This is a genomic window from Flaviaestuariibacter terrae, assembly GCF_054777635.1.
Genome location: NZ_BAAHAL010000006.1, coordinates 1,502,868 through 1,515,974, shown reverse-complemented (window position 1 = coordinate 1,515,974; position 13,107 = coordinate 1,502,868). Strand labels below are relative to the sequence as shown.

Here is a 13,107-nt window from a genome sequence, read left to right as displayed (position 1 = left end):
CCTTTTTTGGATTTGAAGATTTTCCTATCTTTAATTGATACCGATCACCGATACCAAATCTGACTGCATGCGTACCTATGTCCTCGCGTTGCTGACGCTCTGTTCAGCGCCCGCCTTTTCACAAGCCCTCTTTGCCGATAAAGTTCAAGGCTGGAAGATCCAGTTCCCGAAGCGCGACCTCGTTGCGTACACGTACAAAGAGGTCATCGACTTCCGCCTCAACCCGGCGCCGAAGGAGGGCGAGGGCAAGGTCCAGGCTTCGGTTTCCTCCTCCTTCCAGCTCGTGCCGCTCAAGGATTTTCTCAAGTTCGAGGACGGCCTGTTCTACTACGACGAGATGACCATCGATGCCCTCAAGGCGGGCAATGCCGATGGCAAGAACGTGCCTGTGGACAAGCTTTGCGGCTCCTACCGCGAGGAAGACATCTTTCACAGCGATCTCAAGCTGTGCGTGGTGAAGTTCCCGCTTGCCGAAAAGGGAAAGCCCTTTACCTACAGCTACACCGAGCAATACCGCGACGTCAAGTTCCTCACCTCGTTTTATTTCAACCACCATTTCCCGGCCGTGGAGCGGGTACTCGAGTTTCATATCCCCGCCTGGCTGGAGCTGGATCTCCGCGAGTTCAACTTCGCCGGCGCCGGCGTGGAAAAATCGGTAAAGCAGGAGGGCGACGGCAAAACGATAACCTTCACGATGAAGGACGTGGCCGCGCTGCCGCGCGAGTCGAATGCGCCCAACCGCGCGCAGTCGCTGCCGCACCTCGTGTGCGTTACAAAGGCGTACCGGGACGGGGCCAACCGGCAGCCGCTTTTTGAAAGCGTCAAAGACCTCTACGGCTGGTACAGCAGCCTCACCGCGCAGATCGGCAACAAGCCCGAAGAGCTGAAGCCGCAGGTGGACGCGCTCATTGCCGGAAAAAAGACCGACCTCGAAAAAGTTGAATCCATCTTTTACTGGGTGCAGGATAACATCCGTTACATCGCTTTCGAGAACGGCATCATGGGCTTCAAGCCCGACGCGGCGCAGAACGTGCTCAGGAACAAATACGGCGACTGCAAGGGCAAGGCTAACCTGCTGAAGGAAATGCTCAAGCTTGCCGGCTTCGACGCGCGCCTAACGTGGATCGGCACCGCCGACCTGCCCTACGACTACAGCCTGCCCTCGCTGGCCGTCGATAACCACATGATCTGCACCGTCATCATCGCGGGCAAGCGCTACTTCCTCGACGGCACCGAATACTACATGGCGCTTAATGACTACGCCGAGCGGATCCAGGGGAAAGAAGTTCTGATCGAAGACGGCAGGAATTATATCGTCGATCGCGTACCGGTGTTCAGCGCCGACCACAATAAAACGAAGCATGCCATGAAGCTCGCCATCGGCGAGAGCGCGCTGAATGGAACCGCATCGGTGGAGTTCAACGGCGAGTCGAAAAGCTGGCTGCAAAGCGGCTACTCGGTACAGCGCAACGACAAGAAAGACGAGACGCTCGCTGCCTACCTCAAGAAGGGCGACGACAACCTCGTGATCACCGACATCAAGCACTCCGAATTCACCGACCGCCTTAAGCCGCTGCAGGTGTCGTACAGCCTGAAAGCCAACAACCAGGTAACACGCACCGGCAAGGAGCTGTATGTTGTGCTCGACTGGGAAAAAGAATTCGGCTCGATGGAGATCCCCGCCGACCGTGTGCAGGACTACGAGTTCAGCCAGAAATTTTACATCAGCGTAACCAAGGAGCTGGCCATTCCGGAGGGCTACAAGGTCGACTACCTCCCCGCGGCGCTGAAGAAAGCAACGCCGGCATACTCCTTCGAAGGAAGCTACGTCGTCAAGGGAAAGACCATCGTGTATACCAAGACCATCAGCATCAACAAGACGTTGCTGCGCAAGGCCGACTTCGCTGCCTGGAACGCCTTTGTGGCCGACATCAGCAAGTTTTACAACGACCAGATCGTGCTCACTAATTAATACGATTCCAAAACACATACTATGCTGCGTTCCTTTTGCCTGCTGCTCGGCGTCACGCTGCTGACCGCTGCGGCCCGCGCCCAGGCCCCCGAGCTCGGGGTGACCGTTGAGAAAGAATTTGAGTCCTCCGAGGTGCCCGATAAGTGGAAGACGGAAAGCGCCGTCATCATCGGCTCCAAGCAGGAGTACCTGTTTACGCGCCCCGGCGGCCGCGCCGGCGCCTATGCCGTGCGGATCCAGGAGTATATCCACAAGCGCGTGCGGCTGCAGGACAAGGCCGCGCTCGACAAGTTCTCGACCTTCTTCTACGTTACGATGGGCGCCGACGGAAAGGCGGCCTACAAGGTGGTGAAGGCAAACGGCAAGTCGGTGGATGTGGATATGGCGACCGCCATCGAGGAGGAGAAAGACGTGCCGGCGATGTACCGCCCCATTTACTACAAGCTGAAGGTGAAGTCGATGAAGATCGCCATTCCCAACCTCGAGGTAGGCGACATCATCGATTACACCGTGCGCTCCACCTTCGACTGGGACATGAAGAACGACGGCATCCAGTTTACGCCGTTCATCTTCTCGCTGTCCAACAGCTACCCTACGATGTACCAGCAGTACCGCTTCACGATGGCCAACGGGATGAAGGTTCGCTACCGCGCCTTCAACGGGGCCCCGCAGATCCGCTTCGACGGAAAAGCCTCCGTGTATGGCGACAAGAACTCTTACCTCAGTTACTATTTCCTCGACAAGGACCGTGAGAAAAGCGTTGACGAGCGCTGGAGCTACGAGCTGCGCAGCACGCCCAGCGTGAAGTTCCGCGTGGTGCTCCTGGCCGACAACGACCCCGATTCGAAGGGGCTTGGCGAGGCAACCGTTGACCGCTCGGGCCTGCAACCCGACGACGTGTACCGCTACTTCGGCGGCGCTGCCGTGTACAACACACCCACAGTCAACAACCTCGTGGCCCTTACCACCGAGTACGTGCTGGCCAAGCGCGCCGACGGCACGCTGAAGAACGACGACGACATCGTGAAGGAAACTTATTACTGCCTGCGCAAATCGTTCCTGGAGATGTATTACAAGGGGCCGGTGCATTCCGACCTGGAGAAGTACATGACCGGCAAGCGCCTGTACAAGCAGGTGCTGAAGCAGGAGGCCAAGGACGCCTCGCAACGCGAGGAGCGCGAGGACGAGATCCGCATGAGCCCGCTCACCTTTGCCACCGCGCTGCGCGCGGCGCTGGCGGCACAGAAGCTGCCCGCCGAGCTTTTTGTGTACCTCCCGCGCAAGCTGGGTACCTGGCGCGACGCGATCTTCATGGAGGAGCTCGACTTCGTGATGAAGGTGAAAACCCGCAAGCGCTGGTATTACCTCGAAGCCTTCAACAACTTCGACGCCTTCGGCACACCCTACCCGTACCTCGAAGGGGTGGAGGGCTACAGCATTGCCTACGACGAGGCCGGGCGCTACTACCGCACTACGGCAACGATCTCGAAGCCCGAAGACAACGTTGAGCGCAAGGATTTCGCGATACAATTCAACGATGCCCTTGACATTTCGAAGGTGGAGCGCGTGAGCAGCTACCTCGGCTCCGAGAAGAGCGCGCTTATTGGCGCCGCCAACCTCGATCGCGACTACCTCAACACCGACCTCCGCAAGTATTTCTACGATAAGAGCAAGAAGAAGGACGGCGTGGCGCCGAGCTACGACGATCCGGACAAGGAGCTTCGCGTGAAAGAGCGCCGGGAGCTTTTCGAGAAGGAAGTGAAAGGTGAGTTCGACCTGGACAAGTACAGCGATTTCACCCTGATGCAGGATGGCCGTTATGGGGATACGGCCTACCTGCAGTTCCGCGAGCAGTTCTCGCTCAAGAAGCTTACGAGCCGCGCGGGCCGCAACTTCCTCTTCGACATCGGCAAGCTTATCGGCGGGCAGATCAAGCTCGAGGAATCGGAGCTAAAGACCCGCGCCACCGATATCTATTATCCCAATGCCCGAACGATCGACAACACGATCACCGTTGCGATCCCTGCTGGCTACACGGTCGAAGGTCTCAACGAGCTCAATATGAATGTCGACAACGAGAGCGGCTCGTTCATCAGCACCGCGAAAGTGGAAGGCGACAAGCTGATCGTGACGACGCACAAGGTGTACAAGAAAACCTTCGACCCCAAGGAGAACTGGCCCAACTACCTCGCCTTCCTGGAGCCGGCCTACAAGTTCAGCCAGTTGAAGGTCGTGTTCAAGAAGAAGTAGTTCCTGGTGTCGGGAGCACTTCCTCCCTCCCCTGAGCATTGAATATTGAACATTGAAAATTTGGAGCAGAAAGCCCCGCCACCGGCGGGGCTTTTGTGTAAAACAACGTTTGGAATGTTCCAGGAAATAAAAACCGTCCAACCTGAGTGCCCCTTTCGGCGCTCTGTACGGGCGTTCCGCGTGCATAATTGTACCGGAGAAGCGCGGTTGCGTCCTTGTATTTTTACGCCATGAAACTTCCCGTGTACCAAATCGACGCCTTTGCCGAATCGGTATTCAAAGGCAACCCTGCTGCCGTTATCCCGCTGAATGAGTGGATCGATGCGGCGCTGATGCAACAGATCGCGCTGGAGAACAACCTGAGCGAGACCGTCTTCTTCGTCAAGAACGAGGACGCGCAGGCCGGACTCGAAGGCTCGTACCATATCCGCTGGTTTACCCCGGAGTACGAGATCGATCTCTGTGGTCATGCAACGCTCGCCTCGGCGTATGTGATCAAGAACTTTCTCGAGCCGCACGTGCAGGATATCCACTTTACAACCGAGAAGGTCGGTGTGCTCAAAGCAAGCGCCGCCGACGGCCTCTATACGCTCGATTTCCCGGCCCGTATGCCCGTCGAATGCGAGCTCCCGCCGCAGCTGCTTCCCAGCCTCGGGCTCTCGACGTCCGTAGAAGTACTGCGCTCGCGCGACTACTTCGTGGTGCTGCCCGACGAGGATGCGGTGCTGGCGGTGGAACCCGATTATACACTGATGAAGGAGCTCGATACCATTGGTGTCATTGTCACCGCGAAGGGCCGGTCCGCAGATGTAGTATCGCGCTGTTTTTATCCCGGAGCGGGCATCCCCGAAGATCCCGTAACGGGCTCGGCTCATTGCAATATCGTGCCCTACTGGGCGCAGAAGCTGGGCGAAACAAAGCTGCACTGCCGTCAGCTCTCGGCCCGCGGCGGCGACCTTTGGTGCCGTCTGGACGGCGACCGGGTGCTGATGAGCGGTAAATGCGCGCTGTTCCTGCAAGGCGAGATCAGTCTGTAGGCAGGCAACAGGGAAAGAGCGCATGGTTCGGTTTTGCTCACTATGACAACGTGTTGCACGGTCAGCCTGAGCACGTCGAAGGCTCGTTCTCTCGCTACGCGCCTACCCGAGGAAGCGGCTTCGGACATCGGATGTCGGGATCATACACGAATCGCGGCGGCCGAACCAGCGGTAGCGGTTCCGGGCGACCCAGTTGTACAAGGCATCGCGGAGGCGGCGGGGGAGAAGCCAGCCGGCCCGGCCCAGCTGCAGCCACCAGGGCAGGTAACGGAGCACGCGGAGCATGGCCGTCGACCGGTTCCAGGCCTGCCCGTTCTCGATGAACACAAAGGAATCAAAATGCTCCTGCGGCAGCCCGTAGCGGCGAAGCAGCTCCTGGCCGGCACCGGACTGCAACGCGGCGAAGCGCAGGCGGCGCTTCCCGTCGGCCCGGATCAGGAAGTTGACCACCGAGTCGCAGTAGTTGCACACACCATCGAAGAGAATCACCGGGGGCTCCATTGGATGAAGGTAAGCCGGATGCGCTATGTAGGATCTCGGATGCAGGATGTCGGATGTAATAAAAAAACGGATCGCAACGCGATCCGTTTTTACGTCAGACATCAGAGATCCGACATCCTAGATCGTTATTGGAGGTTATGAAACACCTTCTGCACGTCCTCGTCCTGCTCGAGCTTGTCTACGAGCTTCAGCACGTCCTGGGCCTGCTCTTCATCGAGCTGCACCGTGGTGCCGGGGATCCACTCCAGTTCGGCGCTGAGGGGCGCGATGCCTTTTTCCTCGAGGGCTTTCTGGAGGTTGCCGAAGTCGGCAAAGGCGCAGCGCAGCACGAGTACGTCTTCGCCGTTCTCGCCGGTGCCTTCACCCAGCTCCTCGAGGCCGAAGTCGATGAGCTCGAGCTCAAGGTCTTCCTGGCTGAGGCCTTCGGGCTTCAGCTTGAACACACCCATCTTCTTGAACTGGAAGGCTACGGAGCCCGAGTTGCCGAGGGTGCCGCCGCCCTTGTTGAAGATCGACTTCACGTTGGCAACGGTGCGCACGTGGTTGTCGGTGGCTGTTTCCACAAGGATGGCGACGCCGTGCGGGCCGTAGCCTTCGTAGAGGATCTCATCATAGTTGATCAGCTCCTTGCCCTGTGCGCGCTTGATGGCGGCCTCCACGCGGTCCTTGGGCATGCCCACGCTGCGGGCATTCTGGAAGCAGCGGCGAAGCGCGGCGTTGGTGCCGGGATCGGGGCCACCCGCCTTCACGGCAATGATGATCTCCTTACCGATACGGGTAAAGTTCTTGGCCATCTTGTCCCAGCGGGCGAACATGGCAGATTTGCGTACTTCAAATATGCGACCCATAGTACGAGTTTGTAGTTTGTTGTTTGTAGTTTGACGTTGGCTGACGCCGCAACCTGGCTGTCGGCGCTGCCCTGCGTTTCGCTGTTGGCGGGCACCGCCCGCCGAAGCGTGAGCGTAGGCGGGCGAAATTACGAATTAATGGCCCATGAAAAAAGCCGCCCGGGGGCGGCTTTGCTCGTCTGTCGTAAAAAGATTACCTGTTCTCGATCGGGTTCGCCGGTTCGCCGTCGGTGAGCGGCTCGGGGCGTCCCATCCGCATGCCGAACACCACGAGGTGAACAGCCGCGAAGATCAGGGAGATGTAAAACAGGGTACGGTCGGCATCAAAGCCTTCAATGGATTGGTGCAGGAAGCCAACCACTACCAGCAGCAGCGCGAGGCCCATGCCGGTGATGCGGGCAATGCGCATTCCGCGGCGGCTGGTCGTTCCGTTGCCGAATGTGCTGTGCTTCGCTCCGTAGGCGAGGTACACATCCATGCCGATCAGCATCCAGACCAGCAGACGGATCCAGGTGTCCATCGGGAGAAACACCATCATGAACAGGCAGGTGGCGATGCCGAGCAACGGCACCAGCGGCACGAGCGGTGTTTTAAAGGCGCGGGGCAGTTCCGGCATTTTGCGGCGCATGACCCAGATGCCGATGCAAACCAGGATAAAGGCGAACAGCGTACCGATGCTGGTCATCTCACCCACAACGCGGGCGGGAACGAAGGCAGCGAAGGCGCTTACAAAGGCCATGAAGAGCAGGTTGTTCTTCGCAGGCGTCTGCGTGCGGGGGTTAACGGTCGAGAAGATCTTCGGGATCAGGCCGTCCTTACTCATACTGAAGAAGACGCGGCTCTGGCCCATCAGCATCACGAGGATCACGGAGGCGTAACCGGCGAGGATCGCTACAATGATGGCGCGGTTAAGCCAGGGATAGTCGGCGTGGATAACACCGTCCGGGCCTTTCGTTCCCATGTGGTCGATGGCAACGGCTACGGGTGCAATGCCGTCTTTGCCGGCGAAGGTGGTGTAGCTGGTGACACCGGTCATGACGTGGGCGAAGAGGATATACAGCACCGTGCAGATCGCCAGCGAGCCGAGGATGCCCCAGGGCATATCGCGCTTCGGGTTCTTGGCTTCCTGTGCTGCCGTGCTCACCGCGTCGAAACCGATGTAGGCAAAGAACACGATGGCAGCCGCGCGGATAATGCCGCTGAAGCCAAACTGGCCGAAGGTGCCCGTGTTCTCAGGAATGTAGGGATTGAGGTTGTCGTTGTTGATGTATTTCCAGCCGAGGAAGATGAAGATGATCACCACGGCGATCTTGAGACCGACGATGATACCGTTCACCAGCGCGCTCTCTTTGGTTCCCTTGATCAGCAGGAGGCTCATAAGCACGATGATGAAAACTGCGGGGAGGTTGATCACGCCGCCATCCCAGGGGCCGAGCGTGAGGGCATGGGGGAGATGTATATTAAAGCCTTCCAGAAACTTGATCAGGTAGCGGCTCCAGCTGATGCCGACCGTTGCGGCGCCCACAGCGTATTCAAGCACAAGGTCCCAGCCGATGATCCAGGCGATGAACTCGCCCATCGTGGCATAGCTGTAAGTATAGGCGCTGCCCGCAACCGGTATCATCGATGCGAATTCAGCATAGCACAATCCTGCGAAAAGGCAACCGAGGGCTGCCACAACAAACGAAATGGTGATGGCCGGCCCGGCGTGGTTGGCGGCTGCCATACCCGTGATCGAAAAGAGACCGGCGCCGATGATGGCGCCAATACCCAGTGCAATGAGGCCGCCGGCACCGAGCGTTCGTTTAAGGGTGTGTGTACCTGTTTCTTCCGCCTCGTTCATCAGGACGGACATGGGCTTTCTGATAAATATGCTCATAATTGCTTTTGCGTTTTCTATCGGGTCGTAAAATAAAGCAATTAACCAATACCGCACCGGCCGGTTTTATACAAGCGGGGCGCGGGTCAATTTGTGTCGATTGTTTGCCGCCTCCTGTTTTTTACCGATTTTCGGCGCTCCGAATGCCTGTTTATGAGTAAAGGAACCCGGCTTACCCTGTTTATTTTGCTTGCGATGGTGCTTGGTTTCGCTACCGGGCTTTATGTATATAAAACGGGATCACCCGAATTCCGCTCCGACTTCGGCAGGAACATCAAGCTTCTGAGCACTGTTTTCATCCGCCTCGTGCAGATGATCATTGCGCCGCTCGTTTTCTCCACGCTGGTGGTGGGCATCGCCAAGCTCGGCGACCTCAAGGCCGTCGGCCGCGTGGGCGGCAAAGCGATCCTTTGGTTCATCACGGCCTCCCTCGCCTCGCTGCTCCTGGGAATGCTGCTGGTGAATTATTTCCAGCCGGGCCAGTACATTAACCTGGGCAAAGGCGATACCGCCGGTCTCAGCGACCTGGTGTCGAAAGGCAAGACCTTCTCGCTCCAGAATTTCGTGGAGCACGTCGTTCCCAAAAGCTTTCTCGAGGCGATGGCCAACAACGAGATCCTGCAGATCGTGGTATTCTCGATCTTCTTCGGCGTCGCGGCGGCCTCCATCGGCGACTACGCCAAGCCGGTCGTTCTTGCGCTCGAGCGCCTGTCGCATATCATTCTCAAGATCGTCAACTACGTCATGGGCTTCGCGCCGATCGGGGTGTTTGGCGCCATTGCCGGCGTCATCGCCACCAACGGCACCGAGATCCTAGGCTTCTACTGGCGCTATTACCTGCTGTTCCTCCTCGGCATATTGCTGCTGTGGATCCTGCTGCTGTCGGCCGGCGCGCTGATTCTCCGCGGCCGCATCGTGGAGCTCCTGCGCCGCATCGGGTCGCCGCTGCTGGTGGCGTTCAGCACTACGTCGTCGGAAGCCGTTTTCCCGAAACTGACCGAGGAGCTCGAGCGCTTTGGCTGCCGCGACCGCATCGTGGCCTTTGTGCTGCCGCTTGGCTACTCCTTCAACCTCGATGGCTCGATGATGTATATGACCTTCGCCTCGCTGGCCATCGCGCAGGCCTACGGTATCCACATGCCGCTGGGCGAGCAGCTTACGATGCTGCTGGTGCTGATGCTGACCAGCAAGGGCATTGCCGGCGTGCCGCGTGCCTCGCTGGTAGTGGTGCTGGCTACCTGCGCCATGTTCAAGATACCGCCCGAAGGCGTGGCGCTCATCCTGCCGATCGACCACTTCTGCGATATGTTCCGCACGGCGACCAACGTGGTGGGCAACAGCATCGCCACAAGCGTGGTGAGCAAGTGGGAAGGAGAGCTGGCAGATGCGTGAATACAGAACAAAGAACAAAGAACAAGGAACAAGGAACAAGGAACAAGGAAGGAAGACTGAAGGTTGGTTGATGACCCGAAACCCGAAACGTAAAAACGTAAAACGTAAAACGCAGAACTTTTTAGAATGCTGAATAATCTTATTGACTGGATCATTGAAAACGGCGGGCTCTTCATCCTGCTGTTTGTCGTCTTTGCCGAAACGGGTCTCTTCGTCGGCTTCTTCCTGCCCGGCGACTCGCTTCTTTTCGCCGCCGGCATCAAGCTCGAAAAGTTCTGCATGCAGATCGGCGACGGCACGCCCTCGTTTCAAAAGGTACTCGCGATTATTTGCCTCGTGATCGTAGCTTCCGTGCTGGGCAACATCGTCGGCTATTGGTTCGGCTACAAAACGGGCCCGCTGATCTACGAGCGCAAGGAAACCTGGCTGTTCCGCAAAAAGCACCTGATGCGGGCCCAGGAGTTTTACGACCGCAACGGGAAGGGCACCATTTTCCTGGCCAAGTTCCTGCCCATCATCCGCACCTTCGCGCCGATCGTGGCCGGCATTGTGAAAATGGACCGCCGCAGCTTCCTGTTCTACAACATCCTCGGCTCGATCGTTTGGGTGAGCACCATGATGCTCGGCGGCTATTACCTCGAAACCTGGGTGTCGTCGCGCTTTGGCTTCAGCCTTGCCCGCCACATCGAAATGATCGCCATCGGCATCATCATGGTCACGACGCTGCCCGTGCTCTGGAAGCTGTTTGTCACAAAAAAAAGCGTCAAGGCGGACGACAACCGGGATCCGAATAAACCGCTATGATGCCGCGCAAAGAAACATCGCTTTTCAGCCTCGCGCTGATCGTGGCCGCCCTGGGCTACTTTGTCGATATCTACGACCTGCTGCTGTTCACGATCGTTCGCGAACCCTCGCTCCGCGGCATCGGCGTTGATATGAACAACGCGAAGGCCGTGATCGCCTCGTCCACGCGGATCATCAACTGGCAGATGCTGGGACTCCTGATCGGCGGTATCGGCTGGGGCATCATGGGCGATAAAAAGGGACGTCTCAGCGTACTCTTCGGATCAATCCTGCTTTACTCCGTGGCCAACTTCTTTACGGGCTACGTGCAAACGGTGGGGCAATATGCCAGCGCGCGCTTCGTGGCCGGTATCGGTCTTGCGGGCGAGCTCGGCGCCGGCATCACGCTGGTAAGCGAGCTGCTGCCGAAGAACAAGCGCGGCATCGGCACATCGCTCGTGGCGGGTGTGGGTCTCTTCGGCGCGGTGGCGGCGTACTACACCTTCCACTTTACCGGTGAGAACTGGCGGCTTTGCTACAAGATCGGCGGCGGGCTCGGTATCGTATTACTACTGCTCCGCATCCGCGTTGCCGAGAGCGGGATGTTTCATGAAGTCAAGGCAACCGGCGCGGCCCGTGGCAATTTCCTCCTCTTCTTCAACAAGGCAAGCCGCTTCCGCAAATACATCCTGGCCATCCTCATCGGCCTGCCGACCTGGTATGTGATCGGGGTACTGGTAAACCTGAGTAACCGCTTTGCTACAGCACTTTATGGCGATAACGGGATCGTCGGCGGCAAGGCCATTATGTATGCCTACGCAGCCATCGCCATCGGCGATATCCTCATCGGCTTCGTGAGCCAGGCCTTCCGCAGCCGGAAAAAGGCGCTTTTTCTTTTCTACGCGCTGTGCATCGTGGGCGGTGTGCTGTTCTTCAGTCCCTGGAACCACAACGACACGCGGATGTACGGCATCTGCGCTTTCCTGGGCTTCAGCACGGGCTTCTGGGCCATCTTCGTAACGATGGGCGCCGAGCAGTTCGGCACGAACCTCCGCGCCACGGCTGCCACCACGATCCCCAATATGGTACGCGGCGCCCTTCCGCTCATCAACATGCTGTTCAAGGATGTGTTCCAGGACAGCTGGGGCTGGACGCTTCTCCGCGCCGGCATGGTCACGGGCATCATCGTGATGACGGTTACGGTGATCGCCGCCTTCTTCACCGAAGAAACCTTTCACAAGGATCTTAACTACGTGGAAGAATGAGGAATGTGGTGATTGGGTAATGTGGTAATGTGGTGAGGGGTCATCGGATCATAAGGTTCCCAAAACTTTCCAAAACCCTTAGAACCTCCAAAACCTTCCAAAACCCTTCAAAACCCTTCTCCTGGTTTATTTTTGCGCGATGCCCAAATTCCTCATTGTCCGCTTTTCCTCCATCGGCGACATCGTGCTGACGACGCCGGTCATCCGCTGCCTTAAGACGCAGGTGCCCGGGGCCGAGGTTCATTACCTCGTGAAGCCACAGTTCCGGCAGGTGATCCGGAACAATCCCTACATCGACAAGATCCACGTGCTGCAGGAAGACTGGGAAAAGATGACCGGGGAGCTGAAGGCCGAGGGCTTCGACTATATCATCGACCTGCACCACAACCTGCGCACGCTGCGGCTGAAGCGCAGCCTCAAGGTGCCGGCGTTTTCATTCAACAAGCTCAATGTAGAGAAATTCATCTTCGTAAAGCTGAAGTGGAACGTGATGCCGAAAGTGCACATCATCGACCGCTACCTCGAAACGGTAAAGCCCTTCGGCGTGGTGAACGACGGCAAGGGGATGGACTATTTCCTGGCGCCGGAAGATGAAGTGCCCTACACCGATATCCCTACCTCGCACCAGCTGGGATTTGTAGCCGTAGTGATCGGGGCTTCGTTCAAGACCAAGAAGCTGCCCATCTACAAGCTGCAGGAGCTTTGCCGGAAGATCCCGTATCCCGTAATTCTACTGGGTGGCCCCGAGGAAGTGGCCGAGGGTGAGGAGATCGCGTCCATCCATCCCATCAAGGTATACAACGCCTGCGGAAAATTCAAGCTCAATGAAAGCGTCGACCTCGTAAAGAAATCGAAGCTTGTGATCGCGCACGATACCGGCCTGATGCATATTGCGGCCGCACTGAAAAAGCAGGTCATTGCCGTGTGGGGCAGCACTACGCCTTCTTTCGGCATGACTCCTTACTACGGCGACAACTACCTGCTCCAGCAAGGCCGTCCTTACGACGATGTGCAGGTGCACAAGCTGTGGTGCCGGCCCTGCACCAAGATCGGCCGCGACAAGTGCCCGCAGGGGCATTTCAAATGCATGAAGAATATCAACATTGACGAGCTCGTACAGAAAGCGGAAGCGCGCCTGTTCCGGTAGCCAAATCCCAGCTCCATAAATGCGCGCATGATC

Annotated in this window: 10 protein-coding genes; 7 read left to right on the top strand and 3 right to left on the bottom strand. The window is 57.9% G+C overall.

Translation table 11 applies throughout. From position 1 onward, the window contains the following. The first annotated feature begins 67 nt into the window (after positions 1 to 67). The 3 genes from ACYU7Z_RS07430 to ACYU7Z_RS07420 all read left to right on the top strand — a co-directional run bounded on the left by ACYU7Z_RS07430 (position 68) and on the right by ACYU7Z_RS07420 (position 5,259). The gene (locus tag ACYU7Z_RS07430) at positions 68 to 1,972 is read left to right on the top strand and encodes a transglutaminase-like domain-containing protein (RefSeq protein WP_460568932.1); all 1,905 of its coding nucleotides are present in this window, start codon (positions 68 to 70) and stop codon (positions 1,970 to 1,972) included. A gap of 21 nt (positions 1,973 to 1,993) precedes the next feature. Further along, positions 1,994 to 4,222: a DUF3857 domain-containing protein gene (locus ACYU7Z_RS07425; protein WP_460568930.1), complete on the top strand. Its 2,229-nt coding sequence runs from the start codon at positions 1,994 to 1,996 to the stop codon at positions 4,220 to 4,222. A 230-nt stretch (positions 4,223 to 4,452) separates the two neighbouring features. Further along, positions 4,453 to 5,259, top strand: a complete 807-nt coding sequence (locus ACYU7Z_RS07420; protein WP_460568928.1) for a PhzF family phenazine biosynthesis protein — start codon at positions 4,453 to 4,455, stop codon at positions 5,257 to 5,259. Between the two features lie 102 nt (positions 5,260 to 5,361). On the opposite strand, the gene ACYU7Z_RS07415 is transcribed toward ACYU7Z_RS07420, so the two are convergent. From ACYU7Z_RS07415 to ACYU7Z_RS07405, 3 genes are all read right to left on the bottom strand, one after another. Further along, positions 5,362 to 5,760 carry a thiol-disulfide oxidoreductase DCC family protein gene (locus tag ACYU7Z_RS07415; protein WP_460568926.1) on the bottom strand — a complete coding sequence of 133 codons (399 nt, stop codon included), beginning with the start codon at positions 5,758 to 5,760 and terminating at the stop codon, positions 5,362 to 5,364. A gap of 125 nt (positions 5,761 to 5,885) precedes the next feature. Continuing rightward, a complete protein-coding gene (locus tag ACYU7Z_RS07410) occupies positions 5,886 to 6,608 on the bottom strand; it encodes a YebC/PmpR family DNA-binding transcriptional regulator (protein ID WP_460568924.1) in 723 nt (240 codons plus the stop codon). Positions 6,609 to 6,801: 193 nt separating this feature from the next. Further along, complete coding sequence (locus ACYU7Z_RS07405; RefSeq protein ID WP_460568922.1) at positions 6,802 to 8,463, bottom strand: amino acid permease; 1,662 nt, start codon at positions 8,461 to 8,463, stop codon at positions 6,802 to 6,804. Between the two features lie 177 nt (positions 8,464 to 8,640). Here ACYU7Z_RS07405 and ACYU7Z_RS07400 point away from each other — a divergent pair, with 177 nt between their 5' ends. From ACYU7Z_RS07400 to ACYU7Z_RS07385, 4 genes are all read left to right on the top strand, one after another. Next, the gene (locus ACYU7Z_RS07400) at positions 8,641 to 9,879 is read left to right on the top strand and encodes a dicarboxylate/amino acid:cation symporter (RefSeq protein WP_460568920.1); all 1,239 of its coding nucleotides are present in this window, start codon (positions 8,641 to 8,643) and stop codon (positions 9,877 to 9,879) included. 126 nt (positions 9,880 to 10,005) lie between these two features. Then, positions 10,006 to 10,683 carry a DedA family protein gene (locus tag ACYU7Z_RS07395; RefSeq protein WP_460568918.1) on the top strand — a complete coding sequence of 226 codons (678 nt, stop codon included), beginning with the start codon at positions 10,006 to 10,008 and terminating at the stop codon, positions 10,681 to 10,683. Beyond that, complete coding sequence (locus ACYU7Z_RS07390; RefSeq protein ID WP_460568916.1) at positions 10,683 to 11,927, top strand: MFS transporter; 1,245 nt, start codon at positions 10,683 to 10,685, stop codon at positions 11,925 to 11,927. The genes ACYU7Z_RS07395 and ACYU7Z_RS07390 overlap by 1 nt, the downstream gene beginning before the upstream one ends. A 139-nt stretch (positions 11,928 to 12,066) precedes the next feature. Further along, positions 12,067 to 13,074 (top strand): glycosyltransferase family 9 protein, encoded by a 1,008-nt coding sequence (locus ACYU7Z_RS07385; RefSeq protein WP_460568914.1) that lies wholly within the window; start codon positions 12,067 to 12,069, stop codon positions 13,072 to 13,074. The last annotated feature ends 33 nt before the right edge of the window (positions 13,075 to 13,107 follow it).